We start from the raw sequence: 26,153 nt of genomic DNA, 5'->3' as shown, positions 1-26,153 counted from the left end.
TATACTTAGGGCAAATCCTGTCAGCCGGAGGCACTATGCCGCAGAAACTCACTGAAAAACAGAAAGCCACTTTGTGGCTGCAGCGTCGTGCTGCCAGCTATCAGGCCAGCTGCAGGCTGTCTGGTTATACCCTGACTGAGCCTGCTGTCACCGCTGAGACAGCGGAAGATCGGCTCACTTCGCTGAGGAGGCAGTATGGCGGATAATTCACTGGCGGTACGTGATCCCTACCTGTGGCACAACGACGATGTGCTGAAAAACCGACTGGAAATTCATGATGCCGCGCAGCTGCGCAAGGCGGAGCTGGCGTTCAGTGCCGCGCGGCTGGCGACGCTGGATTTAGGTCCGCGCATACCGGGCCTGCCGCGTTTACGTCATATTCATCGCACGCTGTTTCAGGATCTCTACAGCTGGGCGGGCGAGCTCCGCACCATCGATATCTGGCGCGATGAGACCCCTTACTGCCACTGTGAATACATTGAGAAAGAGGGCAATGCGCTGATGAGCGCGCTTGAGGAGGAGCAGGGGCTGGCCGATCTGGATGCGGACGCCTTTGTTGCCCGTCTGGCGCACTACTATTGTGAACTCTATGTGCTGCATCCGTTCCGGGCAGGCAATGGACGCGCTCAGCGTATCTTTTTTGAGCAGCTGGCGCTGCACGCTGGCTATCTGCTGGAATGGGATCGGCTGGAACCGGCGCCGTGGCGGGACGCAATCCACGAAGCGGTCACCGGCGATCTTACGGCACTGACCGCACAGCTGACAAAAGTGGTAAGCCCGGCGCGATAAAGTGCGTAGAATAGCGGCGGTTTGATCGACCTGAGGTCATGATGCTGCTGCTGCTTGATAACTACGACTCTTTTACCTGGAATCTTTACCAGTATTTTTGCGAGCTGGGCGCACAGGTGCGCGTTGTGCGCAACGACGCCATTTCGCTGGCTGAGATGGCGGCATTACCGCTGAGCCATCTGGTCATCTCACCCGGCCCCTGCACGCCCGATCAGGCGGGTGTTTCCCTGGATGCCATTCGTTATTTTGCCGGCCGGCTGCCGGTGCTGGGGGTCTGCCTCGGACACCAGGCCATCGCGCAGGCGTTTGGCGGAAAGGTAGTACGCGCGCGTCAGGTGATGCACGGGAAAACCTCTCCGGTACGCCATAACGGAGAGGGGGTGTTTCGCAACCTCGCTAATCCCCTTACCGTTACGCGTTATCACTCGCTGATTGTGGCGAGTGAATCGCTGCCTGACGCATTTGAGATCACCGCCTGGAGCCTGCGTGATAACCAGCCTGATGAAATCATGGGCTTTCGTCACCGCACGCTGCCGCTGGAAGGCGTGCAGTTTCATCCGGAAAGCGTGCTCAGCGAACAGGGCCATCAGCTGCTGAAAAATTTCCTTGAGCGCTAACTTCCGTTTGCCATTCTTTGATTTTTTATGCATATTTCGTGATTATAATTTCATTTTAAATCACCTAATAACCGGATGAGGTCAGCAATGGCAGCGGAAAACATAGCGGTAACCCGGGAGACGTTTGATAACGTTATTTTGCCTGTTTATGCACCTGCGCAGTTTGTGCCCGTAAAGGGCAAAGGCAGCCGCGTCTGGGATCAGCAGGGTAAAGAGTATATCGACTTCTCTGGCGGTATAGCGGTCACCGCGCTGGGCCACTGCCATCCGGCACTGGTAGAGACGCTGAAGCGCCAGGGCGAAACCCTGTGGCACACCAGTAATGTCTTTACCAACGAGCCGGCGCTGCGTCTGGCGAGTAAGCTGATTGCCGCCACCTTCGCCGATCGCGTTTTTTTTGGTAATTCCGGTGCGGAAGCCAACGAAGCCGCGTTCAAGCTGGCGCGCTATTACGCCTGTAAAAAGCACTCCCCGTTTAAAAGTAAGATCATCGCGTTTCATAATGCTTTCCACGGCCGTACGCTGTTTACCGTCTCCGTTGGCGGACAGCCTAAATACTCTGACGGTTTCGGTCCGAAACCGGCGGATATTGTCCACGTTCCGTTCAACGATCTGGCAGCGGTAAAAGCTGTGATTGATGATCATACCTGCGCGATTGTGGTGGAACCGATTCAGGGTGAGGGCGGTGTGATGCCGGCAACGCCGGAATTCATGCAGGGGCTGCGTGCGCTGTGTGATAAACATGATGCGCTGCTGGTGCTGGATGAGGTGCAGAGCGGCATGGGGCGCAGCGGCAAGCTGTTCAGCTATGAGCACTACGGCGTTCAGCCTGATATTCTCACCACCGCTAAAGCGCTGGGCGGCGGTTTCCCGGTCAGCGCGATGCTGACCACGCATGAGATCGCTTCCGTTATGGCGCCTGGCGTACATGGCACTACCTACGGCGGCAATCCGCTCGCCTGCGCGATTGCAGAAACCGCGCTGGATATCATTAACACGCCGGCGGTGCTTGCCGGCGTGGAAGCCCGGCGGCAACAGTTTACTGACGCGCTGACGGCGCTGGATCGTGAGCTGGGCCTCTTTAGCGAAATTCGCGGTAAAGGTCTGCTGATTGGCGCCGTACTGAAAGCAGAACATGCCAGTAAAGCCCGCGATATTCTCAATGCGGCGGCGGCAGAAGGCGTGATGATCCTGACAGCCGGCAGCGATGTGATCCGCTTTGTGCCCTCGCTGGTCATCGCACCGGAGGAGATTGATGCCGGTATGACGCGGTTTGCTGCCGCACTGCGCAAGGTTCTCGCGGCCTGACTATCCTTTCGGACGGATAGCCCGCAGCCAGCGGCCATGATGCGGCCGCTGGCTCCACGCCAGAGATGAGATGGTGTGCATGACGCTGAGATGCTGCAAAATGCGTTTAACATGCTGCTCGACAATGGTCACCGGCCCTTCATGCAGGTTTTCCGGCGCCTCCATCACATTGTTCTCACTGCCCGGTCCGTCGTAAGTCAGCCGCTGCTGGCAGCGCTGCAGCGCAATTTCGCACGACTGCAGATAGCGCTCTGCCAGAGCCGGCGTCAGCATGGTGTGCTCACGCGCCAGGATGGTCATGGCGTTGATATGCTCCACGATGAACTGACTGTGCGTTACCCAGAGTCGCATATCCTTCAGATACTGCGCGTTGAAACCGGGTTCGCTGGTCGCCTGATTCAGCGCATTGAACAGCGCGTTATGCGCCTGATTCACCTTTACCCGCTGATAAGCCAGCTTTTCCGGCGAGTGTTCCGGCCCCAGCAGCATGCGCAGCGCCTCCTGATAGGCCTCCAGCGCATCGTGCGCATTCTGCCGCAGCAAACCGCTCTGCCACTGCGGCCATAGCCAGATCATACCGGCGAATGCAATCAGACATCCCATCAGCGTATCCATCATGCGCGGCAGCAGAAACTGAGCACCGTTCAGCGACAGCAGCTGCAGTGAATACACCGCCGTCACGGTAAAGCCAATCATCGACCAGCCATAATATTTGCGCGTCACCAGATAACTGGCCAGCGTGATGGCCAGCATAAACAGCAGCGCGATCGACTCCGGTACGGCGAAACGCAGCGAGGCGGCGGCAATCAGGAGTCCGGCAAAGGTCCCGAGCGCCCGGTGCTGAATGCGCACGCGCGTAGCGCTGTAGCCGTTCTGACTGACAAACATAATGGTCATCAGGATCCAGTAGGGCTTGGGAATATTGAAAAACAGCGCAATAAAGCTGCCGAACATCAGCATAACGGCAAAGCGGGCTGCGCTGCGCAGGGCGCCGGACCTGAACGACAGATAGCTGCGCAGGGCGGGCAGCAGCGGCAGACGCCGCTGGCGATCGGCCATCAGGTCGCGCGTATAAAGCGGTTTCTGAGTGCGCAGCACGCGGGCGATACGGCTGAAATGATAAAGACAGAAGTGACCAACCGGATTATCCGGATGCTGCCGCGCTATCTTTTCCAGCGCGCTGAGCGGCTTTTCCATCTGAAAGCGGGCGGGCAGCTGATGATAGAGAATGGCATCCGCCAGCAGCCTGAGCTGTGCCGAAATGGTTTTTGCATTCCAGCGGATAACGGCTTCGGCATGACTCTGCTCGACCAGCTTCTGCACTTTCTCCGGCTGGTGCAGGCTGACAGCGATGTGCTCCTGCAGATCGAGTGCCACCTGGAAAGCACGCGTCAGCCGCTTATGGCTGTTGTCGCGACTGGCAGAGAGCATATGCATCTGCTGATAGCAGGTGGTGATCAGATCAACTGCTTTCTGCTGACGCGCCAGCAGCGGTGGCAGCGCTTTCTCCGGATCGGTCAGCTGCGTCAGCAGGGTATATTTGGCATCGCAGTAATCCGCCAGTTCACGATAGAGCAGGCTCAGCGTTTCACGCATCGGCTGCTCTTTCCACAGCCAGTACCAGAACCAGTTAAACAGGCCATACCAGAACGTGCCGCCAATATAGAGCAGCGGCGGCACCCAGATCGGCATGCGTCCTGCCAGACTCAGCGTAAAAATAGCGGCAATCAGCGTGCCGGGCAGCAGACGTCCGTGCAGCGGGCTGATTTCGCCCGTCACGCCAATAAGCAGCGGCAGCACCAGCATAATAAGCGGCAGCGGGATCGCGGCGTCAGTGAGATACTGGATCAGGAAACTGCCGGTGGCGAAAAGCGTACCGCCCACGATCAGACGTTTGAAAAAGCGTTTATGCGGCGTATCAAGGCCGGCAATATTGCAGCAGGCGGGCACCAGCGAGAACAGCAGGCCTTTTTGCAGATCGCCACACAGCCATCCCAGCGCGACAGGCAGGCACAGCACCAGCGTCTGACGCAGAGCGTAGTTGACTTCGGGATGGTAGATGATTCGGCGCCACATCAGCTTATCGCAAACAGAAACGGCGTGATGGTGCCATCACGCCGTGAGGGTGAAACAGCTTAGCGGGTGCCGTAGACGACGATGGTTTTACCGTGTGCGGAGATCAGATTCTGATCTTCCAGCATTTTCAGGATGCGGCCAACGGTTTCCCGTGAGCAACCCACGATCTGACCAATCTCCTGACGGGTGATTTTAATTTGCATACCGTCAGGATGCGTCATGGCATCCGGCTGTTTAGCCAGATTAAGCAGCGTCTGTGCAATGCGGCCGGTAACGTCCAGGAAGGCCAGGTTACCCACTTTTTCTGATGTCACCTGCAGGCGACGTGCCATCTGCGCCGACAGGCGCATCAAAATATCCGGGTTAACCTGAATCAGCTGACGAAATTTTTTGTATGAAATTTCAGCAACTTCGCAGGCTGTTTTCGCACGCACCCAGGCGCTGCGCTCCTGGCCCTCTTCAAACAGGCCGAGTTCGCCGATGAAATCTCCCTGATTGAGATAGGAGAGGATCATCTCTTTGCCTTCTTCATCTTTAATCAGTACCGCAACGGAACCTTTAACGATGTAGTAGAGCGTTTCTGCTTTTTCACCCTGATGAATCAGCGTGCTTTTGGATGGATATTTGTGAATATGGCAATGGGACAGGAACCATTCGAGTGTAGGGTCTGTTTGCGGTTTGCCGAGAACCATTCGCTATTATCCTCTATTGTAATCGTGCCCAAAATACAGGGGCATTCATTCCCTGTCAGGCGATGAAATCGTCCAGCGCGTCCTGTTAATAAAAATTATCCGGGCGGATGTGTAAGCTCTGCTTTTGATTCTGCCCGTCTTCATCAGCCACGACGAAGAAATTTTCAGCTCTGTTTGTAGCACAGCTTTTGCAGGCTGTCTTGTGTTGTCTCGCTTCAGCAGGCGGGCGATTGCTGTTTGCCGGATGAACGCGTACTCTGGCGCAAAACGCCGCTTCAGGAGAAAGAATAATGCAGGCACGTGTAAAATGGGTGGAAGGGCTGACCTTTCTCGGAGAATCCTCATCGGGACATCAGTTATTAATGGACGGGAATTCAGGCGATAAAGCGCCAAGCCCGATGGAGATGGTACTGATGGCTGCCGGTGGCTGCAGCGCGATTGATGTGGTGTCGATCCTGCAAAAAGGGCGCAATGATGTGGCTGACTGTGAGGTCAAACTCACCTCAGAACGGCGTGAAGAAGCGCCACGTATTTTTACACAGATTAACCTGCATTTTATCGTCAGTGGAAAAGCGCTGAGCGAGAAAGCGGTAGCGCGTGCGGTTGACCTGTCGGCAGAAAAATATTGCTCAGTGGCGATCATGCTCGGCAAAGGCGTGGAGATCACCCATAGCCACGAGGTGGTTGAGCTGTAACAGGCGCCGCTGCACGTCCCTCTGTACCCGTGAAACAGGCTATGCAGGGTCGCCATTCATGGCGACCGATGTCACGCCGACTGGCAGGCACTGACCCTATTCAATCCGCTTGCCTTCGATGAGCCGCTGCACCAGCGGCATCATAATCAGCTCCATCGCCAGCCCCATCTTGCCGCCCGGTACCACCAGCGTATTCATATGCGAAATAAACGATCCCTGAATCATCGCCAGCAGATAGGGGAAAGCAATGCCTTCCAGGCCGCGAAAATGGATCACCACAAAACTCTCATCCAGTGAGGGGATCTCGCGGGCGGCAAACGGATTGGAGGTATCAACGGTCGGTACGCGCTGAAAGTTAAGGTGCGTGCGGGAAAACTGCGGCGTAATGTAATTGATGTAATCTTCCATCGACCGTACCACGGAATCCATTACCGCTTCGCGCGAGTGGCCCCGTTCGCTGGTATCGCGCACCAGTTTCTGGATCCACTCAAGGTTAACGATGGGCACCACGCCAACCAGCAGGTCAACATGCTCTGCCACGTTATGCTGCTGCGTGACCACCCCGCCGTGCAGGCCCTCATAAAACAGCACGTCGGTGTTTTCCGGCAGCGGCTGCCAGGGGGTAAACGTGCCCGGTACCTGATTCCACGGCACCGCTTCGTCATAGGTGTGCAGATATTTACGCGACTCTCCGATGCCGTTTTCACCATAATGCCGGAACGTCTGCTCCAGCAGGCCAAAATCATTGGCGTCCGGACCAAAATAGCTGATGTGACGGCCCAGATCGCGTGCTTTACGGATCGCCATATCCATTTCCGGCCGGGTATAGCGATGAAAACTGTCGCCTTCTACTTCGGCCGCATGCAGCCCCAGCTGCTGAAAAATTTTACGGAAGGCAAGGCTGGTTGTCGTGGTACCGGCGCCGCTGGAACCGGTAACGGCGATAACGGGGTGTCTGGCTGACATACGGGTGCTCCCTGTGAGATCGGGCGATGAGCATTGTTACCATGAATTATCCGGCAGCGCATCAGCCACGAAACTCGCGCCGCGGCATAATATTGACCGTTTCATGCAGCTCAGACCAGACCAGCACCACCTCGCCCTGCTGCAGCTGGCGGCGCACGTCAGCGACTTTCTGCGCCAGGCTACGCTCCTGCTCACCGTAGTCAGTGCCTTCGCGCAGGACAAAACTTTCAATCAGGTTTTCCAGCGTTGTTACTTCCAGTTCCTGCCACGGAATAATCACAATTGTCCATCCAGATAAGTTGAGAGCCACTCCGGCACGCGCTGCTCCAGCCACATATGGGGTTTAAGCAGGCTGCCGCCGACAAAGCCAACGTGTCCACCCTGCTGCGTCAGCTGATACTCAATTGTGGCAGACAATTGCTGCGGCTGCGGGATCACCGCGTCTGTCATAAAGGGATCGTCTTTGGCGTGAATGATCAGCATCGGCTTGCGCACGCCGGTCAACAGCGGCAGGGCGCTGGCGCGCTGATAGTAATCGCTGGCGTCGAGAAAACCGTGCGCGCGGGCGGTGATCGCATCGTCAAATTCGCGCAGACGACGGAACGCGCGCAGCTGCAGCACATCAACCGGCAGCGTGCCGGGCCAGGCGCGCAGTTTGCGCATTGCATTCTTTTTCAGCTGCGTCAGCAAATAATGCTGATAGAAGCGGGAAAAGCCGATATCCAGTTTTTCACTGCAGGGCGCCAGCGCCAGCGGCGCGGATATCGCCACGGCTGCATCCAGCGGTGCCTCGTTGCCCTGCAGGCCGAGTAAGCAGGCGAGCATGTTACCGCCCAGCGATACGCCCACCGCCGCCGTCGGCACGCTGCCCCATTCCCGCCGCAGCCAGTGCAGGAAATAGGTCGCGTCTTCGGTTTCACCGGAGTGATAAATGCGCTCCAGCCGGTTAGGTTCGCCGCTGCAGCCGCGGAAGTGCATGACCACGCCAAGCCAGCCGCGCGCTTTACACGCCTGCATCAGACCGTGTGCGTAAGGGCTGCGAAAGTGGCCTTCAAGCCCGTGGAACATCACCATGCGCGGTTTGTGTTGCGCCCGGGCCGGATCCTCGCTCCAGGCGAGATCGACAAAGTCGCCATCCGGCAGCTCCAGCCGCTGCCAGTGGGGGTTGAGCGTGACGCGCCGCCGCAGCAGGCGCGGCAGCAGGGTCTGCAAATGCGCATTGCCGAAGCCGCGCAGCGGAACAAAAGGATTGCCGGTGACGCAATCTAAATAACCAGGGATAGTGCTTGTCTGATGCATAACTCGCTGATAGCTTCGATGGGTTGTCTGCTTTTAAGGATGAGGAGCATCCGGATACTCATGGAACTCAGTCTTTTTTTGTCGATGTTAGGTTTTCTCTGGGTCGCGGCCATCACGCCGGGGCCCAATAATATGTTACTTACGGCCTCAGGTGCTAATTTTGGCTTTCTGCGCACGCTGCCGCTGCTTATTGGTATCATGCTGGGTATGCAGGTGATGTTGCTGATGGTGGCATTTGGTATCGGCGGCCTGATTCTGCTCTACCCGTCGCTGCATCTGGTGCTGAAGATTGCCGGCAGTCTCTATCTGCTCTGGCTGGCGTGGAAAATTGCGACGGCCACTTATGAGACGCTGGAAACCGAAGACCGCTCGGTAAAGCAGATGCCCTTCTGGCAGGGCGGACTGCTGCAGTTAATTAACCCTAAAGCCTGGCTGATGGCGCTGGGAGCGATAGCAAGTTTCAGCCTGGCGGGGGCAGCCTATCAGCATTCCGTAGTGGCGATCAGCATGGGGATGGCGCTGGTGAATCTGCTATCCGGCCTTATCTGGATGGGATTTGGTTCACTGATTGGCCGCCTGCTGCACAGCCCGCGCGCCTGGAAGCTGTTTAACCTGGCGATGGGCGCTCTGACCGCTGCCTGTGTGCTGCTGATCTGGCGCTAGGTTAGCTGGATGCGCGCTCCAGACGCTGCCAGGGGAGCACTTCGTGCACGATAGCGGTATGCGGCTGGCGAATGCGGTTCAGCAGTAGCTGCACGCTGCGGGCACCCATCTGATTCATCGGTTGCGCGATGGTGGTCAGCGGCGGATTCAGGCTACTGGTAAACGGAATACCGTCAAAACCCACCACGGCCAGATCCTCCGGTACGCGCAGCCCTGCTTCCAGCGCCGCGTGAATAACACCCACGGCCAGCACATCTGACACAGTAAAAATGGCGTCGGGCGGAGAGGGCTGTGCCAGCAGCGTATGCAGCGCGGCGCTGCCCGCTTCGCAGGAGATATCTTCCGCATACGCTACGCGATTCCACGTCATATTCAGCGCTGTCAGCGCCTCGCGGTAGCCGCTTTCACGCTGATGTGAATAGAGATAGCGCATGTCGCAGTTGACCAGCGCAATCTGTTTTCGGCCTTTTCCTGCCAGGTACTGCACCGTCTCAAAGGCCGCCTGCCGGTTATCAATGGTCACGCTGGATGCATTAATAGAGGGATCATATTCGGCGCACTGCACCCACGGCGCATCGCCAATCAGATCTTTTAATCCCTGCAAACAGGCGGCGGCATCCATGGTGATCACACCATCAACGACCTTGCCGGCCAGCAGCGCCAGATAAGCGGTTTCACGTCGCAGCTGAGAGGCGCTGTTGCAGAGCAAAATATGATAACCCTGCGCCTCTGCCTCCGCTTCAATCCCCTGTACCACGCGTGAGCAGAAGGGATTGGTAATATCTGAAATCAGCACCAGCAGCATGTTGCTTTGCGCCGTGCGCAGCTGGCGCGCCAGCAAATTAGGCTGGTAGTCGCATGCGCTGATCGCCGCCAGCACTTTGCTGCGCGTATCGGGACGCACGCCGGGGTGCTGGTTCAGAACCCGGGAAACGGTAGCTTTTGATACGCCTGCCAGGCGTGCGACTTTTTCGATGGACATAGAAATAACAACCGCCAGTCAGGTGATGAAATCAGGAAGAGATCAATAACACAGTCAGGATGTGAGCGCCTGACAAATTTGTCACCGTTTCTGTCCGGCCTATTTGCTTTTTTTGCATAGCCTTGCCTGATGTTGATCTAAGAACTGATTGGCATGAGGGATAATTTTTAATTCCTTTATGAAACTTTCGCCGCTGGCGACACTGCCGTCATAACTTCACTTCGGGGAACAGGATGATGGCAATGCAAAAAACAGTAATTTCGCTGGCGGCGGCGCTGGGACTGATAGCGTTTCAGGCGCAGGCGCTCAATGTCACCGTGGCGTATCAGACCTCTGCAGAGCCTGCCAAAGTCGCCCAGGCGGATAACACCTTTGCCCGGGAGAGCGGGGCAACCGTGGACTGGCGCAAGTTCGACAGCGGGGCCAGCGTGCTGCGTGCGCTGGCGTCGGGCGATGTGCAGATTGGCAATATCGGCTCAAGCCCGCTGGCGATCGCTGCCACACAGCAGCTGCCGATTGAAGCGTTTCTGCTTGCCTCACAGCTGGGTAACTCCGAGGCGCTGGTGGTCAAAAAAGAGATCAGCGATCCGGCACAGCTGAAAGGCAAACGTATTGCCGTGCCTTTCATCTCCACGACCCATTACAGCCTGCTGGCAGCGCTGAAACACTGGGGCATTAAGCCTTCAGAGGTGCAGTTAGTGAACCTGCAGCCGCCTGCAATCGTTGCCGCCTGGCAGCGTGGCGATATTGACGGCGCGTACGTCTGGGCGCCCGCCGTGAATGAACTGGAAAAAGAGGGGCATGTGCTGACCGATTCCTCGCAGGTGGGGCAATGGGGCTCACCAACGCTGGATGTCTGGGTAGTGCGTAAAGATTTTGCGCAGCAGCATCCGGAGGTGGTGACCGCGTTTGCCCGCAGCGCCATTAACGCGCAGCAGGCCTATCTCGCTCAGCCTGAACAGTGGCTGAAGCAGCCGGATAACCTCAGCAAGCTGTCGCGTCTGAGCGGCGTGCCGGAAGGCGATGTGCCGGGCCTGGTCAAAGGTAATACCTACCTGACGGCACAACAGCAGGTTGAGCAACTCAGTAAACCGGTGAATCAAGCCATTGTCGATACCGTGCATTTCCTGAAAGAGCAGGGGCGGGTACCTGAAGCGGCCGGCGACTACAGCCGCTTTGTTACCAGCCGCTTTGTTGCGCCTTTAGCGAAATAACGGAGGCCGTATGCTTAGCGTCACGCATCTCAACGCACGTTATGCCGGTCAGCCCGTACTGCAGGATATCCATCTGCAGCTGGACAGCCGTGAATTGCTGGTGGTGCTGGGGCCGTCCGGCTGTGGCAAAACCACGCTGCTGAACTTAATTGCCGGCTTTCTGCCGCTGGAGTCCGGCAGCATTACGCTGGATGGCAAGGCGGTGACAGGGCCAGGCGCCGGGCGCGGCGTGGTGTTTCAGAATGAAGGGCTGCTGCCGTGGCGCAATGTGATCGATAACGTGGCATTGGGTCTGCAGCTGGCCGGTATGGCAAAAGCGGAACGTCATGCCGTTGCCCGCCGGCTGATCCGCAACGTCGGTCTGGAAGGGGCAGAAAAACGTTTTATCTGGCAGCTCTCCGGGGGGCAACGTCAGCGCGTGGGAATTGCGCGTGCGCTGGCGGCCGATCCGCAGCTGCTGCTGCTGGATGAGCCCTTTGGCGCGCTGGATGCGTTTACCCGCGAGCAGATGCAAACCCTGTTGCTGACGCTGTGGCGCGATACCGGCAAGCAGATCCTGCTGATTACCCATGACATTGAAGAAGCAGTGTTTCTGGCCAGCGAACTGGTGCTGCTGTCGCCCGGACCTGGACGCATTGTGGAACGGCTGAAGCTCGACTTTGGCCAGCGCTTCGCTGGCGGTGAACCGTGCCGCAGCATCAAATCCGATCCGGCGTTTATCGAGCGCCGTGAAAATGTGCTTAATCAGGTGTTTGCCCGGCGGGAGGCGTTTGTATGAGTGCGGTGATCGATGAGAAACGTGGTGCAGCGCGCGCCCGTGGTCTGCGCTGGCCACTGTCGCGCCAGCTGTCGCTTAGCCTGCTGAGCACAGGGCTGCTGCTGGTGATGTGGTGGGGCGTGACGGCGCTGGGGCTGATTGCGCCACTGTTTCTGCCCGCGCCGCAGCAGGTGCTGCAGAAACTGCTGCTGATTGCCAGTGCGCAGGGCTTTATGGACGCCACGCTGTGGCAGCATCTGGGCGCAAGCCTGACGCGCATGCTGGTGGCGCTGTTCTTTGCCGCACTGATTGGTATTCCGACCGGCATTGCTATGGGACTGAGCCCGGCGCTGCGCGGGCTGCTCGATCCGCTGATTGAGCTTTACCGGCCGGTGCCGCCGCTGGCCTACCTGCCGCTGATGGTGATCTGGTTTGGTATTGGTGAAACCTCAAAAATTCTGCTTATCTACCTGGCGATTTTTGCACCGGTGACGCTGGCGACGCTGGCCGGCGTGAAGCAGTGCCGTCAGGTACGCGTGCGCGCGGCGCAGGCGCTGGGCGCATCCCGCTGGCAGGTGCTGCGCTTTGTGATCCTGCCTGGCGCGCTGCCGGAGATCCTGACCGGTCTGCGTATCGGGCTGGGCGTCGGCTGGTCCACGCTGGTCGCTGCAGAGCTCATCGCCGCCACGCGGGGCCTGGGGTTTATGGTGCAGTCTGCAGGAGAGTTTCTGGCCACGGATGTGGTGCTGGCGGGTATCGGCGTCATTGCCGTTATCGCATTTAGTTTAGAACTGGGTCTGCGCGCGCTGCAACGCCGCCTGACGCCCTGGTATGGAGAGCAGCAATGAACGAACGTCTTACTTTTACCGCGCTGGGTCCCTGGATCGGCGCGCAGGTCAGCGATGTCGATCTCAGCCGCCCGCTGAGCGATGCACAGTTTGAACAGCTCTATCACGGCCTGCTGCGTTATCAGGTGCTGTTTTTACGTAACCAGGTGATTACGCCACAGCAGCAGCGGGCGCTGGCGGTGCGTTTTGGCGATCTGCATATTCATCCGGTCTACCCGCATGCGGCAGGCGTGGAAGAGATCATCGAGCTGGATACCCATCAGGATAACCCGCCGGATAATGACAACTGGCATACCGATGTTACCTTTATTGAAACGCCGCCGGCCATTGCCCTGCTGGCCGCGAAACTGTTGCCGGAAAGCGGGGGCGATACGCTCTGGAGCAGCGGGATAGCCGCTTATGAAACGCTTTCTGAGCCGGTTAAACAGCTGCTGAGCGGGCTGCAGGCGGAGCACGACTTTAAGAAGTCGTTTCAGGAGTATAAATATCGCCGCACGCCGGAGGAGCATCAGCGCTGGCAGCAGGCGGTGGCTAAACATCCGCCGGTCTGCCATCCGGCGATCCGCACCCATCCGGTCAGCGGGCGTAAAGCGCTGTTTGTGAACGAGGGGTTCACCACACGTCTGACGGGCGTCAGTGAAAAAGAGAGCGACGCGCTGCTGAATTATCTGTTTGCGCACGCCACTAAACCAGAGTTTCAGGTGCGCTGGCGCTGGCAGGAGAACGACATTGCTATCTGGGATAACCGCGTGACGCAGCATTACGCCAACGCAGATTATTATCCGGCGCGCCGGGTAATGCATCGCGCGACGGTGCTGGGGGATGTGCCGGTTTGATTGGGTAGTGTTGGTTGCGGAGGCGGCCAGGTCGGCATACATGCCGACCCTGTAGCAGAGGCTACTCTGTAGGGGCAGCATGCAGGCTGACCGTTAATTCGCCAGCATCTGCTCCAGCTGCTCCTGCGCATCCAGCCACGCCATTTCAACTTCTTCCAGCGCTGATTTGCTTTCCGCCTGGCGCTGCAGGGCGGCAGTTAAATCGGCTTTACGGCTTTGGTCGTAAATCGCGCTGTCGGCCAGCAGGGCTTCTGCCTCGCTCAGCTGACTCTGCCACTTTGTCATCTGCTTCTCCAGCTTCTCGATCTCTTTGCGCAGCGGTTGCGTCTGCGCGCGCAGCTCAGCATCACGGCGCTTCTGATCTTTGCGGGACTGGGCGCTATTGGCATTATCCTGCCTGGGTGCGGCATCCTGCTGCGCCTGCTGCTTCTGCAGATCGCTCAGCCACTGCTGATAGTCGTCCAGATCGCCTTCGAATACGTCGACTTTGCGATCGTGGACCAGATAGAGATCGTCAGTAGTGGAACGCAGCAAATGCCGGTCATGCGACACCACCACCAGCGCGCCTTCAAAATCGATCAGGGCTTCGGTAAGCGCCTGACGCATGTCGAGATCGAGATGGTTAGTGGGCTCATCCAGCAGCAGCAGGTTGGGACGCTGCCAGACGATCAGCGCCAGCACCAGGCGTGCTTTTTCGCCGCCGGAGAAGCGGGCGGTGGCTTCACTGACTTTATCACCCTGAAAGCCAAAGCCGCCCAGGTAATCGCGCAGCTGCTGCTCCAGCACGGCTGGCGCGATACGCGCCAGATGCTGCAGCGGCGACTCTTCAGCCCGCAGATACTCAAGCTGATGCTGGGCGAAGTAACCGAGCTTAATGCCTTTCGCCAGACCCACCTTGCCCTCCAGCGGATCGAGTTCTCCCGCCAGCAGCTTGATCAGCGTTGATTTACCCGCACCGTTACGCCCCAGCAGGCCGATACGCGAGCCCGGCACCAGATTGAGTTTGATCGCATCAAGAATAATGCGCTCGCCGTAGCCCGCCGTGACCTTCTCCATTTTCAGCAGCGGATTGGGCAGGCTCTCCGGCGCGCGGAAGCTGAAGCTGAACGGGTTATCCACGTGTGCAGGCGCAATCAGCTCCATGCGCTCCAGCATCTTGATGCGGCTCTGTGCCTGTTTGGCTTTGGTCGCCTGAGCGCGGAAGCGATCGATATACTTCTGCAGGTGCGACACTTTTTCCTGCTGGCTTTGATAGAGCGCCTGCTGCTGTGCCAGTTTGGCGACGCGCTGCCGCTCAAAGGAGCTGTAGTTACCGGTATATTCGATAAGCGTCTGCTGCTCAATGTGAATAATTTTGTCCACCACCGGATCGAGGAAATCGCGGTCATGCGAAATCAGGATCAGCGTGCCCTCATAGCTTTTCAGCCAGCGCTCCAGCCAGATTACGGCGTCGAGATCGAGGTGGTTGGTTGGCTCATCCAGCAGCAGCAAGTCAGAGCGACACACCAGCGCCTGTGCCAGATTGAGACGCATGCGCCAGCCGCCGGAGAAGTCGCTGACCGGCCGCGTCAGCTGCTCCTGGCTAAAGCCCAGGCCGTGCAGCAGACTGGCGGCGCGTGCGTGTATACTCCACGCCTGAATCGCATCCAGCTTGCCGTGCAGCAGCGCAATCGCGTTGCCATCATCGCGCACGTTGGCATCCGCTAATTCAGATTCCAGCTGACGATATTCACGGTCGCCGTCGATAACATACTCCAGCGCGGCTTTACTCAGCGCAGGCGTCTCCTGGTTGACCCACGCCAGCGCCCAGCTGCCGGGGAAGGTGACGCTGCCGGCGTCGCTGCTGATTTCACCTTTAAGCAGTGACAGCAGGGTAGATTTGCCGCAGCCGTTTTTACCCACCAGGCCCACTTTCTGGCCGGGATTAATGGTTGCGGTTGCGTTGTCCAGCAGCACAGTAGTGCCACGTCGTATCTGTAGTGCGGAAAAGACAATCATAGGCGCCGTATCGTCAGAATATGGTAATTTATCGGCAACATAATTCAATAATGTTTAGTTGCGTTGAGCATGGTAGCGGAATTCCGCTGCGGTGACGACGCTTTGGAGGGGAAGGATGTCGCAGCCACCAAAAGTTTTGCTGCTTTATGCCCATCCGGAGTCACAGGATTCGATCGCCAATCGGGTTTTGCTGCAGTCGGCCAGGGAACTTGAACACGTCACCGTGCACGATTTATATGCCCACTATCCGGATTTTTTTATAGATATTCACTATGAACAGCAGCTGCTGCGCGATCACGAGATCGTGGTGTTTCAGCATCCACTCTATACCTACAGCTGTCCTGCTCTGCTGAAAGAGTGGCTGGATCGCGTGCTGTCGCGCGGTTTTGCCAGCGGCGTGGATGGGAACGCACTGGAAGGTAAATACTGGCGGAGCGTCGTGACGACCGGTGAGCCTGAAGCGGCCTATCATCACGACGGCCTGAACCGCTATCCCATGAGCGATATTATGCGGCCATTTGAGCTCACAGCGCAGATGTGCCGTATGCACTGGATGACACCGATGGTGATCCACTGGGCGCGGCGGCAGACGCCAGAAACGCTGCGTCATTTTGCCCGCGCCTATGGCGACTGGCTCACATCACCACTGCCGCAGGGAGGAGTGTAATGCAAGGCGAAACGTTACTGACCGCTGGCGTCATCTATCTGGTGGCGGCGGTACTGGTGGTGCCTGTTGCCGCCCGACTGGGGATTGGTGCGGTGCTGGGCTATCTGCTCGCAGGTATTGCGATTGGTCCGTGGGGGCTGGGCTTTATCAGCGATGTGGATGAGATCCTGCACTTCTCTGAGCTGGGCGTCGTGTTCCTGATGTTTATTATTGGCCTGGAGCTCAATCCTGCCAAACTCTGGTCACTGCGGCGCTCCATTTTCGGCGTCGGGGCGGCGCAGGTAATATTTTCTGCAGCGATCCTCGGCGTACTGCTGTGGCTGAGCGATTTCAGCTGGCAGGCGGCCGTGATAGGCGGCATTGGTGTGGCCATGTCCTCTACGGCTATGGCGCTGCAGCTGATGCGTGATAAAGGGATGAACCGCAACGAATCGGGACAGCTGGGCTTTTCGGTACTGCTGTTTCAGGATCTGGCGGTGATACCGGCGCTGGCGCTGGTGCCGTTACTGGCTGGCGGCGACAGTGGTCATGTTGACTGGCTTAAAGTCGCGATGAAAGTGCTGGCCTTTGCCGGCATGCTGGTTGGCGGGCGATATTTACTGCGGCCCATTTTGCGCTTTATTGCGGCTTCCGGCGTCAGGGAAGTCTTTACCGCCGCCTCACTGCTGCTGGTGCTGGGATCGGCGCTGTTTATGGATGCGCTTGGCCTGTCGATGGCGCTGGGGACCTTTATTGCCGGTATTCTGCTGGCGGAGAGCGAGTACCGGCATGAACTTGAAGTCGCTATTGAACCGTTCAAGGGGCTGCTGCTGGGCCTGTTCTTTATTTCTGTTGGCATGGCGCTGAACCTTGGCGTGCTCTACACGCATATCGTGGCGATTCTGATCGGCGTGCTGGTACTGGTGGCGGTAAAAGCGCTGGTGCTTTACGTGCTGGCGCGCATTTACGGCCTGCGTAGCTCAGAGCGTCTGCAGTTTGCGGGCGTGCTCAGCCAGGGCGGCGAATTCGCGTTTGTCCTGTTCTCTGCGGCGTCATCAGCCCATCTGTTCAGCGGCGATCAGCTGCCGCTGCTGCTGGTCACGGTGACCCTCTCAATGATGACCACCCCGCTGCTGATGCAGGGTGTGGATAAGATTCTGGCCCGCCGCTTTAACGACAAAGAGGACAGTGATGAGAAGCCTTTTGTAGAGGACGATCAGCCACAGGTCATCGTGGTCGGGTTTGGTCGCTTCGGGCAGGTCGTAGGCCGTTTGCTGATGGCCAACAACAAACGCATCACGGTGCTGGAGCGGGATATTTCTGCAGTCAGCCTGATGCGCAAATATGGCTATAAAGTTTACTACGGTGACGCCACCGAGCTGGAGCTGTTACGCGCCGCTGGCGCAGAGAATGCGCAGTCAATTGTGATCACCTGCAGCGATCCGGAAGATGCCATGACGATTGTGCACCTTTGCCAGCACCATTTTCCGCAGCTGGAGATCCTGGCGCGGGCGCGCGGGCGTGTGGAGGCGCACGAATTACTGCAGGCGGGCGTCACACTGTTCTCCCGTGAAACCTTCTCCAGTGCGCTGGAGCTTGGCCGCAAGGCGCTGATTTCTCTTGGTATGCATCCTCATCAGGCGCAGCGTGCGCAGCAGCATTTTCGCCGGCTTGATATGCGAATGCTGCGCGAGCTGATGCCCGGCCACGATGACAGCGTGCAGGTCTCCCGCGTGCGTGAGGCACGACGCGAACTGGAGGATATCTTCCAGCGTGAGATGCAGCATGAGAAGCGACAGATAAACGGCTGGGACGATGAATAAGGTGCCATTCAGAGCCATCGCTGCAATTTGCGGTGTGCAGGGTATACACTTAAGGTATCCGTGAACAACGAGCGGGCAGGAAAAAAAGATGCGTAAACGTTTTATCGCCGGTGCGGTCTGTCCGCACTGTCAGGAAAAAGATACCCTGGCCATGTGGCGCGAAAACAATGTCGATGTGGTTGAATGCGTAAAATGCGGACATCAGATGCGTGAGGCAGATAAGCAGGCGCGCGATCAGGTTCGCAGTAATGAGCAGGTGATTGGCATTTTTCATCCTGAGTAGCGTGCCGGCACAGCTTTTTTTACGCTTAGACTTACAGTGGTGTTGAATTCCGTTACAATCGGCGCCACTAACGCTGAATGGTCTGCATTTTTTGCAGGGAAAATCTGTTCAGCCTTAAACCTTTCTGGTTGGTTATTGCACGCAAAAATAGACCAATGAGACGGGATCCTTAGTTCTCAACGGTTAGGAGATATCATGAAAGTAGCAAAAGACCTGGTGGTGAGCCTGGCGTATCAGGTTCGTACCGAAGATGGTGTGTTAGTTGACGAGTCGCCGGTAAGTGCACCGTTAGACTATCTGCACGGTCATGGTTCCCTGATTTCTGGTCTGGAAAAAGCGCTGGAAAATCACGCGGTCGGCGACAAGTTTGACGTGCATATTCCGGCAAACGACGCCTATGGCCAGTATGATGACAATCTGGTACAGCGCGTACCTAAAGATGTCTTCATGGGTGTGGACGAACTGCAGGTTGGCATGCGCTTCCTGGCAGAAACCGACCAGGGCCCGGTGCCGGTTGAAATCACTGAAGTAGAAGATGAGCACGTTGTGGTTGATGGTAACCACATGCTTGCTGGTCAGAACCTGAACTTCAACGTGGAAGTGGTTGCTATCCGCGAAGCCACGGAAGAAGAGCTGGCGCACGGTCACGTGCATGGCGCTGATGGTCATCATCATGACCACGAGCATGGTCATGAACACGACCACGGCCACGATCATGGCCACGGTGGCGGTTGCGGCTGCAATCACTAAGCGTTGCCGGTACAAAAAGGCCACCTGCGGGTGGCCTTTCTGTTTTTTGCTTTTCGCTGCCGGCAGGCATTAATAATGCGGCGGGGGCGTCTCTTCCGACGGCGAAGCGACCATTGAGGGCGCTGCCGCTTTAACTTTGTCGACCAGCAAGCGGACATGTTCCCGCAGTCTGCTCATCTCCAGTTCATGTTCGACTACCGTCTGATTAAGCTGCTCAATGGTGTCTTCCTGAAAAGCCAGCTTGCTCTCCAGCGCTTCAAGGCGCCGATCCCAGTCTGTCTGTTGCATCATCACTCCTCCTGTCATCGTACTGCGCATTGATATGAACCGGCGTGATTCTACGGCGTTTGTGGTCAGAATCACCTGATATTTACCCGGCATTTATCTCCTGCCATTGAATTTACCCGCAGCGCCTACATCTCAGATGAAACTTCCTGAAGCAAAAAAGGTCGGAGGTTAACCGGGTAATTACACTGCGGGAGTGTTCGTTACTGCCGCGTAAAGTTATAGTGTGGACCACTGTCCGCAATGATTCCCGAGGTTTGAAGCTTCGGTTTTGGAGAAAGGATGAAATCACTGTTTAAAGTCACATTGTTAGCTACCACTATGGCTGTCGCACTTAATGCACCGCTGGCGATGGCAGCAGAAACCGCTGCCGCTCCGGCTGACGCGGCGCAGGCTGCGCCACAGGCACCAAAAAATGCTGCTTTCAAAAATGAAGATCAGCAATCTGCCTATGCACTGGGTGCCTCGCTGGGTCGCTACATGGACAACTCTCTGAAGGAACAGGAGAAACTGGGCATCAAACTGGACAAAGATCAGCTGATTGCTGGTGTTCAGGACGCATTTGGCGGTAAAAGCAAACTCTCTGATCAGGAGATCGAGCAGACCCTGCAGGCCTTTGAAGGCCGCGTGAAGGGCGCCGCTCAGGCGAAGCTGGAAAAAGATGCAAAAGAGAATGCTGATAAAGGCAACGCTTTTGCTGAAAAATTCGCAAAAGAGAAGGGCGTGAAGAAGACTGAATCAGGCCTGCTCTATCAGGTTGAGAAAGAGGGTAGCGGCGCCGCGCCTAAAGACAGCGACACTGTTGTGGTCAACTACAAAGGCACACTGATTGACGGTACCGAGTTTGATAACTCTTACACCCGTGGCGAACCGCTCTCTTTCCGTCTGGATGGCGTCATCCCGGGCTGGACCGAAGGCCTGAAGCACGTGAAAAAAGGTGGCAAGATCAAACTGGTGATCCCACCGAACCTCGCCTATGGCAAAAACGGCGTACCGGGCATTCCGGCCAACTCTACGCTGGTGTTTGATGTTGAACTGCTGGATATTAAAGCAGCGCCAAAAGCGGATGAAAAAGCACAGGCTCCGGCCGCTGCTGAGAAGAAAGCACAGTAATTGTTGTGTTCTGCCGCCGCCTCCGGGCGGCGGTTCCCTCTGCATTTCCCCTGTACGTTCAATTCCTGCTGCATATGTGCAAAGCTCTGGCTAAAGCGGGCGACATTTGCCAGACTAACGCCTGCATAATGATCATAAGATGAGTCTGCCCCAATGCTGTCGCGACAGGCTCCAGCCACGTAGGGTAATGTCTTCGATGTCTAATCCATTTAATCCCGGTGAACTGACTGACTTCGATTTACTGGAGCAGCGCCCTTTTGAGCAAGCTGATTACGATATTCTCAAATCTTACGAAGCAGTGGTTGATGGCCTGGCGATGCTGATTGGCTCGCACTGCGAAATCGTGCTGCACTCGCTGGAAGATCTGAAATGTTCAGCCGTGCGTATCGCTAACGGCGAACATACGGGGCGCAAAGTGGGATCGCCGATTACCGATCTGGCGCTGCGCATGCTGCATGATATGCATGGCGCTGACAGCAATGTCTCCCGCGCCTATTTTACGCGTGCCAAAAGCGGTGTTCTGATGAAGTCGGTCACCATCGCTATTCGTAATCGCCAGCAGCGCGTCATTGGTCTGCTCTGCATCAATATGAATCTGGATGTACCGTTCTCGCAAATCATGTCAACCTTTATGCCGCCAGAGATGCAGCAGGTTGATTCAAGCGTAAACTTTGCCAGTTCGGTTGAAGATCTGGTGATGCAGACGCTGGAATTCACGATTGAAGAGGTCAGCGCGGATCGCAACGTGTCTAACAACGCCAAGAACCGGCAGATCGTACTTAATCTGTATGAGAAAGGTATTTTTGACATCAAAGATGCCATTAACCAGGTTGCCGCTCGTCTGAATATCTCCAGACATACGGTCTACCTCTACATACGTCAGTTTAAGAATGGCGATTTTCAGGGGCAGGATCGCTGATGCGTTACACCCTGCTGGTGACCGGACCGGCTTACGGCACCCAGAATGCAACCAGTGCACTGCTGTTTGCCCGTGCGCTGATTGCTGCAGGGCACGTGCTGGAGAGCGTATTTTTTTATCGTGAAGGCGTGCTGAATGCCAGCGAACTGAGCGCACCTGCCAGTGATGAAACTGACGTTGTGCGCGCCTGGCAGCATCTGCACGACGCCTGCGGCGTTGCGCTTAACGTCTGCGTGGCTGCTGCACTGCGGCGGGGCATTACTGATCGGCAGGAAGCGACGCGTCTGCAGCTGGCGGGCAGTAATCTGCAGCCGGGTTTTGAACTCAGTGGTCTGGGCGCTCTGGCTGAAGCGGCGCTCAGCTGCGACAGACTGGTGCAATTCTGATGAACCGCATTGCGTTTCTGTTTACCCGTGCTCCGCACGGCAGCAGCGCCGGCAGAGAAGGGCTGGATGCCGTTCTCGCTACCGGCGCGCTGAGCGAAGATATCGGCCTCTTTTTTATCGGCGACGGTGTGCTGCAGCTCGCTGAACAGCAGCAGCCAGAGACTATACTGGCGCGCGACTATATCGCTACCTTTGGTGTGCTGGCACTTTATGATATTGAGCAGTGCTATATCTGCCGGCATTCGCTATTGGCACGCGGAGTGAGCCTGAGCGCAGAACGCGTATTGTCTGCTGAAGTGCTGGAGAGTGACACTCTGCGCCAGACGCTGGCCTCTTTCGATCGCATTATCTGTTTTTGAGAAATCGCCATGCTTTATACGCTGATGAACTCCCCCTGGCAGTGTGATATCGAAACGCTGCTGCTTTTGCTGCGGCCGGAGGATGATCTGCTGCTGTTACAGGATGGCGTCACCGGAGCGCTACAGGGCAGTACGATGCTCAGCCGGCTCCTTGCATCGCCCGCGACGCTGTGGGTACTGGAAGAGGATGTCATCGCGCGTGGATTGTCTGCTCAAATTTCAACCAGTATTGTTCGTGTGGACTATACTGGATTCGTTGCGCTGACGGCAAAGCATCAACAGCAAGTGGCCTGGTAAACGCGAAAACCTGGTTATTTCTTGACACCCTATAGGCACAGCCCTAAAATTCTGCCTCCTCGTAGAAATACGAGGCGATTTATTACGTGTTTACGAAGCAAAAGCTAAATCCAGGAGCTATTTAATGGCAACAGTTAACCAGCTGGTTCGCAAACCACGCGTTCGTCAGGTTGCTAAAAGCAACGTGCCGGCGCTGGAAGCTTGCCCGCAAAAACGTGGTGTTTGTACTCGTGTTTACACCACTACCCCGAAAAAACCAAACTCCGCACTGCGTAAAGTATGCCGTGTGCGTTTGACCAACGGTTTTGAAGTTACCTCCTATATTGGTGGTGAAGGTCATAACCTGCAGGAGCACTCCGTGATCCTGATCCGTGGCGGTCGTGTTAAAGACCTGCCAGGTGTGCGTTACCACACCGTTCGTGGCGCGCTGGACTGCTCAGGTGTTAAAGACCGTAAGCAGGCTCGCTCCAAGTATGGCGTGAAGAAGCCAAAGGCTTAATGGTTCTCCGTTAAGTAAGGCCAAACGTTTTAACTTTAATGTCAAAATAAACTCGTAGAGTTTTGGACAATCCTGAATTAACAACGGAGTATTTCCATGCCACGTCGTCGCGTCATTGGTCAGCGTAAAATTCTGCCGGATCCTAAGTTCGGATCAGAGCTGCTGGCTAAATTTGTAAATATCCTGATGGTAGATGGTAAAAAATCTACTGCAGAATCTATCGTCTATACCGCACTTGATACCCTGGCTCAGCGTGCTGGTAAAGATGGTCTGGAAGCTTTTGAAGTTGCACTCGAAAACGTACGTCCGACTGTCGAAGTGAAGTCACGTCGCGTTGGTGGTTCAACCTACCAGGTTCCAGTTGAAGTCCGTCCGGTTCGTCGTAATGCTCTGGCAATGCGTTGGATCGTAGAAGCTGCTCGTAAACGCGGTGATAAATCAATGGCTCTTCGCCTGGCGAACGAACTTTCTGACGCTGCAGAGAACAAAGGTACTGCAGTTAAGAAACGTGAAGACGTTCACCGTATGGCTGAAGCCAACAAGGCGTTCGCACACTACCGCTGGTAACAGCCGCGTAGTTGTTATTAACCCAGCGGGCGTCCCAGTGGCTTACCTGCTGGGCTTTTTTAACTATGAACGTCTCAGAATCAGAGGAATCAAATGGCTCGTAAAACACCCATTGAGCGCTATCGTAATATCGGTATCAGTGCTCACATCGACGCCGGTAAAACTACCACTACCGAACGTGTTCTGTTCTACACCGGTGTAAACCACAAAATCGGTGAAGTTCATGACGGCGCCGCAACCATGGACTGGATGGAGCAGGAACAGGAACGTGGTATCACCATCACTTCCGCTGCGACCACCTGCTACTGGTCTGGTATGGCTAAGCAGTTTGAGCCACACCACGTCAACATCATTGACACCCCAGGACACGTTGACTTCACCATCGAAGTAGAACGTTCTATGCGTGTGCTTGATGGCGCAGTAATGGTTTACTGTGCAGTTGGTGGTGTTCAGCCACAGTCTGAAACCGTATGGCGTCAGGCTAACAAATATAAAGTTCCACGCATCGCGTTCGTTAACAAAATGGACCGCATGGGTGCTAACTTCCTGAAAGTTGTTGATCAGATGAAAGTGCGCCTGGGTGCAAACCCGGTTCCACTTCAGCTGGCAATCGGCGCTGAAGAGAAATTCACCGGTGTTATCGACCTGGTGAAAATGAAAGCCATCAACTGGAACGATGAAGACCAGGGCGTTACTTTCGTCTACGAAGATATCCCGGCTGATATGCAGGATCTGGCTGACGAATGGCGTGCGAAGCTGGTTGAATCCGCAGCTGAAGGTTCTGATGAGCTGATGGAGAAATTCTTCGGCGGTGAAGAACTGACTGAAGAAGAGATCAAAACGTCTCTGCGTAAGCGCGTTCTGAACAACGAAATCATCCTGGTAACCTGTGGTTCTGCATTTAAGAACAAAGGTGTTCAGGCGATGCTGGATGCAGTAGTTGAATACCTGCCAGCACCGACTGACGTTACCGCGATCAACGGTATGCTGGACGACGGTAAAGATACGCCGGCTGAGCGTCATTCTGACGACAACGAGCCGTTTGCTGCGCTGGCGTTCAAAATCGCAACCGACCCGTTTGTTGGTAACCTGACCTTCTTCCGCGTGTACTCGGGTATTGTTAACACGGGTGATACTGTGTTTAACCCGGTTAAGTCAAACCGTGAGCGTCTGGGCCGTATCGTTCAGATGCACGCTAACAAGCGTGAAGAGATCAAAGAAGTTCGCGCGGGCGATATCGCCGCTGCGATCGGCCTGAAAGATGTGACTACCGGTGACACTCTGTGTGATCCGGATAACGTCATCATCCTCGAGCGTATGGAATTCCCGGAGCCGGTAATTTCTATCGCCGTTGAGCCGAAAACCAAAGCTGACCAGGAAAAAATGGGTCTGGCTCTGGGTCGTCTGGCGAAAGAGGATCCATCATTCCGCGTATGGACTGATGAAGAATCTAACCAGACCATCATCGCTGGTATGGGTGAGCTGCACCTCGACATCATCGTTGACCGCATGAAGCGTGAATTCAACGTTGAAGCAAACATCGGTAAACCTCAGGTTGCGTATCGCGAAGCGATCCGCTCTAAAGTTACCGGTATTGAAGGTAAACACGCCAAGCAGTCTGGTGGTCGTGGTCAGTATGGTCATGTTGTTATCGACATGTACCCACTGGAGCCGGGCTCAAACCCGAAAGGCTACGAGTTTGTTAACGACATCAAAGGTGGTGTGATTCCTGGTGAATACATCCCTGCCGTTGATAAAGGTATCCAGGAGCAGCTGAAGTCTGGTCCACTGGCGGGTTACCCGGTAGTTGATCTGGGCGTGCGTCTGCACTTCGGTTCTTACCATGACGTTGACTCCTCTGAGCTGGCGTTTAAACTGGCTGCTTCTCTTGCGTTTAAAGACGGCTTTAAGAAAGCAACCCCGGTTCTGCTTGAGCCAATCATGAAGGTTGAAGTAGAAACGCCAGAAGAGAACACCGGTGACGTTATCGGTGACCTGAGCCGCCGTCGTGGTATGCTTAAAGGTCAGGAATCTAACGCTACTGGCGTTCAGATTCACGCTGAAGTTCCGCTTTCCGAAATGTTCGGTTATGCAACTCAGCTGCGTTCTCTGACAAAAGGCCGTGCTTCTTACTCCATGGAGTTCCTGAAGTACGATGATGCGCCGAACAACGTCGCTCAGGCCGTTATTGAAGCTCGTGGCAAATAAGGCTACGGTTTAAAAATTGTTAACTGATGCCTTCATCAATGATGAAGGCATAACGTAAGGATTATCGCCATGGCGAAAGAGCAATTTCAGCGTAACAAACTGCACGTAAACGTGGGCACCATCGGTCACGTTGACCACGGTAAAACCACCCTGACTGCAGCAATCACCACCGTTCTGGCTAAAACCAACGGCGGCCAGGCTCGTGCATTCGACCAGATCGACAGCACCCCTGAAGAAAAAGCACGTGGTATCACCATCAACACCGCTCACGTAGAGTA

At 56.0% G+C, this 26,153-nt stretch carries 31 protein-coding genes; 23 read left to right on the top strand and 8 right to left on the bottom strand.

Annotated features, from left to right (window positions below; genetic code table 11):
- Positions 1-35: 35 nt before the first annotated feature.
- The 4 genes from SB719_RS13655 (at position 36) to argD (ending at position 2,714) form a co-directional block, all read left to right on the top strand.
- A complete protein-coding gene (locus tag SB719_RS13655; RefSeq protein WP_075050720.1) occupies positions 36-206 on the top strand; it encodes a YhfG family protein in 171 nt (56 codons plus the stop codon).
- Positions 196-789, top strand: a complete 594-nt coding sequence (locus tag SB719_RS13650) for a putative adenosine monophosphate-protein transferase Fic (RefSeq protein WP_065648577.1) — start codon at positions 196-198, stop codon at positions 787-789. Before SB719_RS13655 ends, SB719_RS13650 begins: the two co-directional genes overlap by 11 nt.
- Before the next feature lie 41 nt (positions 790-830).
- Positions 831-1,406, top strand: coding sequence for an aminodeoxychorismate synthase component II (locus SB719_RS13645; RefSeq protein WP_065648578.1), 576 nt, complete (start codon positions 831-833; stop codon positions 1,404-1,406).
- 87 nt (positions 1,407-1,493) lie between these two features.
- Positions 1,494-2,714, top strand: a complete 1,221-nt coding sequence (gene argD, locus SB719_RS13640) for a bifunctional acetylornithine/succinyldiaminopimelate transaminase (RefSeq protein WP_412159302.1) — start codon at positions 1,494-1,496, stop codon at positions 2,712-2,714.
- Here argD and SB719_RS13635 read toward each other — a convergent pair whose 3' ends face one another.
- On the bottom strand, positions 2,715-4,790 hold the full coding sequence (locus SB719_RS13635) for a YccS/YhfK family putative transporter (RefSeq protein WP_065648580.1): 2,076 nt from the start codon (positions 4,788-4,790) through the stop codon (positions 2,715-2,717).
- A gap of 59 nt (positions 4,791-4,849) precedes the next feature.
- Complete coding sequence (crp, locus tag SB719_RS13630; protein ID WP_000242755.1) at positions 4,850-5,482, bottom strand: cAMP-activated global transcriptional regulator CRP; 633 nt, start codon at positions 5,480-5,482, stop codon at positions 4,850-4,852.
- A gap of 290 nt (positions 5,483-5,772) precedes the next feature.
- On the opposite strand from crp, the gene SB719_RS13625 reads away from it, so the two are divergent.
- The gene (locus SB719_RS13625) at positions 5,773-6,177 is read left to right on the top strand and encodes an OsmC family protein (RefSeq protein ID WP_039380892.1); all 405 of its coding nucleotides are present in this window, start codon (positions 5,773-5,775) and stop codon (positions 6,175-6,177) included.
- 96 nt (positions 6,178-6,273) lie between these two features.
- On the opposite strand, the gene SB719_RS13620 is transcribed toward SB719_RS13625, so the two are convergent.
- From SB719_RS13620 to SB719_RS13610, 3 genes are all read right to left on the bottom strand, one after another.
- Complete coding sequence (locus SB719_RS13620) at positions 6,274-7,143, bottom strand: phosphoribulokinase (RefSeq protein ID WP_292975202.1); 870 nt, start codon at positions 7,141-7,143, stop codon at positions 6,274-6,276.
- Positions 7,144-7,204: 61 nt separating this feature from the next.
- Positions 7,205-7,423: a YheU family protein gene (locus tag SB719_RS13615; protein WP_065648582.1), complete on the bottom strand. Its 219-nt coding sequence runs from the start codon at positions 7,421-7,423 to the stop codon at positions 7,205-7,207.
- Entirely contained in the window at positions 7,420-8,442 is a 1,023-nt protein-coding gene (locus tag SB719_RS13610; RefSeq protein WP_304234215.1) for a hydrolase, read from the bottom strand. The genes SB719_RS13615 and SB719_RS13610 overlap by 4 nt, the downstream gene beginning before the upstream one ends.
- A gap of 60 nt (positions 8,443-8,502) precedes the next feature.
- On the opposite strand from SB719_RS13610, the gene SB719_RS13605 reads away from it, so the two are divergent.
- A complete protein-coding gene (locus tag SB719_RS13605; protein ID WP_065648584.1) occupies positions 8,503-9,105 on the top strand; it encodes a LysE family translocator in 603 nt (200 codons plus the stop codon).
- Position 9,106: 1 nt separating this feature from the next.
- Here SB719_RS13605 and SB719_RS13600 read toward each other — a convergent pair whose 3' ends face one another.
- Complete coding sequence (locus tag SB719_RS13600; protein ID WP_292975206.1) at positions 9,107-10,087, bottom strand: LacI family DNA-binding transcriptional regulator; 981 nt, start codon at positions 10,085-10,087, stop codon at positions 9,107-9,109.
- 233 nt (positions 10,088-10,320) lie between these two features.
- Between SB719_RS13600 and tauA the strand changes: the two genes are divergently transcribed.
- From tauA to tauD, 4 genes are read left to right on the top strand one after another with little or no spacing between them, the layout of a single operon-like run.
- Positions 10,321-11,301 carry a taurine ABC transporter substrate-binding protein gene (gene tauA, locus SB719_RS13595; RefSeq protein ID WP_314688843.1) on the top strand — a complete coding sequence of 327 codons (981 nt, stop codon included), beginning with the start codon at positions 10,321-10,323 and terminating at the stop codon, positions 11,299-11,301.
- 10 nt (positions 11,302-11,311) lie between these two features.
- Complete coding sequence (tauB, locus tag SB719_RS13590) at positions 11,312-12,079, top strand: taurine ABC transporter ATP-binding subunit (RefSeq protein WP_412159301.1); 768 nt, start codon at positions 11,312-11,314, stop codon at positions 12,077-12,079.
- A complete protein-coding gene (gene tauC / locus SB719_RS13585) occupies positions 12,076-12,906 on the top strand; it encodes a taurine ABC transporter permease TauC (protein ID WP_292975212.1) in 831 nt (276 codons plus the stop codon). Before tauB ends, tauC begins: the two co-directional genes overlap by 4 nt.
- Positions 12,903-13,742 (top strand): taurine dioxygenase, encoded by an 840-nt coding sequence (gene tauD / locus SB719_RS13580; RefSeq protein WP_292975215.1) that lies wholly within the window; start codon positions 12,903-12,905, stop codon positions 13,740-13,742. Before tauC ends, tauD begins: the two co-directional genes overlap by 4 nt.
- Positions 13,743-13,835: 93 nt before the next feature.
- On the opposite strand, the gene SB719_RS13575 is transcribed toward tauD, so the two are convergent.
- Positions 13,836-15,740, bottom strand: coding sequence for an ABC transporter ATP-binding protein (locus SB719_RS13575; RefSeq protein WP_293005898.1), 1,905 nt, complete (start codon positions 15,738-15,740; stop codon positions 13,836-13,838).
- Between the two features lie 115 nt (positions 15,741-15,855).
- Between SB719_RS13575 and kefG the strand changes: the two genes are divergently transcribed.
- The 4 genes from kefG (at position 15,856) to slyD (ending at position 19,242) form a co-directional block, all read left to right on the top strand.
- Positions 15,856-16,407: a glutathione-regulated potassium-efflux system ancillary protein KefG gene (kefG, locus tag SB719_RS13570; RefSeq protein WP_065648591.1), complete on the top strand. Its 552-nt coding sequence runs from the start codon at positions 15,856-15,858 to the stop codon at positions 16,405-16,407.
- On the top strand, positions 16,407-18,209 hold the full coding sequence (kefB, locus tag SB719_RS13565) for a glutathione-regulated potassium-efflux system protein KefB (RefSeq protein WP_412159300.1): 1,803 nt from the start codon (positions 16,407-16,409) through the stop codon (positions 18,207-18,209). Before kefG ends, kefB begins: the two co-directional genes overlap by 1 nt.
- Before the next feature lie 88 nt (positions 18,210-18,297).
- A complete protein-coding gene (locus SB719_RS13560; protein WP_006120567.1) occupies positions 18,298-18,492 on the top strand; it encodes a YheV family putative zinc ribbon protein in 195 nt (64 codons plus the stop codon).
- Between the two features lie 195 nt (positions 18,493-18,687).
- Positions 18,688-19,242: a peptidylprolyl isomerase gene (gene slyD, locus SB719_RS13555; RefSeq protein ID WP_304234230.1), complete on the top strand. Its 555-nt coding sequence runs from the start codon at positions 18,688-18,690 to the stop codon at positions 19,240-19,242.
- A gap of 69 nt (positions 19,243-19,311) precedes the next feature.
- On the opposite strand, the gene SB719_RS13550 is transcribed toward slyD, so the two are convergent.
- A complete protein-coding gene (locus tag SB719_RS13550; RefSeq protein WP_039380849.1) occupies positions 19,312-19,530 on the bottom strand; it encodes a protein SlyX in 219 nt (72 codons plus the stop codon).
- A 279-nt stretch (positions 19,531-19,809) separates the two neighbouring features.
- Between SB719_RS13550 and fkpA the strand changes: the two genes are divergently transcribed.
- The 9 genes from fkpA to SB719_RS13505 all read left to right on the top strand — a co-directional run.
- Complete coding sequence (gene fkpA / locus SB719_RS13545) at positions 19,810-20,640, top strand: FKBP-type peptidyl-prolyl cis-trans isomerase (protein WP_039380847.1); 831 nt, start codon at positions 19,810-19,812, stop codon at positions 20,638-20,640.
- Between the two features lie 196 nt (positions 20,641-20,836).
- Positions 20,837-21,559, top strand: a complete 723-nt coding sequence (locus tag SB719_RS13540; RefSeq protein WP_065648594.1) for a transcriptional regulator — start codon at positions 20,837-20,839, stop codon at positions 21,557-21,559.
- Positions 21,559-21,945 carry a sulfurtransferase complex subunit TusD gene (gene tusD, locus SB719_RS13535; RefSeq protein ID WP_065648595.1) on the top strand — a complete coding sequence of 129 codons (387 nt, stop codon included), beginning with the start codon at positions 21,559-21,561 and terminating at the stop codon, positions 21,943-21,945. The genes SB719_RS13540 and tusD overlap by 1 nt, the downstream gene beginning before the upstream one ends.
- Complete coding sequence (gene tusC, locus SB719_RS13530; RefSeq protein ID WP_065648596.1) at positions 21,945-22,304, top strand: sulfurtransferase complex subunit TusC; 360 nt, start codon at positions 21,945-21,947, stop codon at positions 22,302-22,304. Before tusD ends, tusC begins: the two co-directional genes overlap by 1 nt.
- Positions 22,305-22,313: 9 nt before the next feature.
- The gene (tusB, locus tag SB719_RS13525; protein WP_065648597.1) at positions 22,314-22,601 is read left to right on the top strand and encodes a sulfurtransferase complex subunit TusB; all 288 of its coding nucleotides are present in this window, start codon (positions 22,314-22,316) and stop codon (positions 22,599-22,601) included.
- 124 nt (positions 22,602-22,725) lie between these two features.
- On the top strand, positions 22,726-23,100 hold the full coding sequence (gene rpsL / locus SB719_RS13520; protein ID WP_010616440.1) for a 30S ribosomal protein S12: 375 nt from the start codon (positions 22,726-22,728) through the stop codon (positions 23,098-23,100).
- A 96-nt stretch (positions 23,101-23,196) separates the two neighbouring features.
- Positions 23,197-23,667 carry a 30S ribosomal protein S7 gene (rpsG, locus tag SB719_RS13515; protein WP_007886246.1) on the top strand — a complete coding sequence of 157 codons (471 nt, stop codon included), beginning with the start codon at positions 23,197-23,199 and terminating at the stop codon, positions 23,665-23,667.
- Positions 23,668-23,760: 93 nt separating this feature from the next.
- Positions 23,761-25,875 carry an elongation factor G gene (fusA, locus tag SB719_RS13510; RefSeq protein WP_065648598.1) on the top strand — a complete coding sequence of 705 codons (2,115 nt, stop codon included), beginning with the start codon at positions 23,761-23,763 and terminating at the stop codon, positions 25,873-25,875.
- Between the two features lie 69 nt (positions 25,876-25,944).
- A partial coding sequence (locus tag SB719_RS13505) for a GTP-binding protein (RefSeq protein ID WP_412159299.1) occupies positions 25,945-26,153 on the top strand: 209 nt, incomplete at its 3' end.

It is taken from the genome of Pantoea sp. SIMBA_079 (assembly GCF_046940275.1).
GTDB classification, from domain to species: domain Bacteria; phylum Pseudomonadota; class Gammaproteobacteria; order Enterobacterales; family Enterobacteriaceae; genus Pantoea; species Pantoea borealis.
The sequence above is the reverse complement of the archived record's forward strand: the minus strand, read 5'-3'. Positions and strand labels throughout refer to the sequence as shown.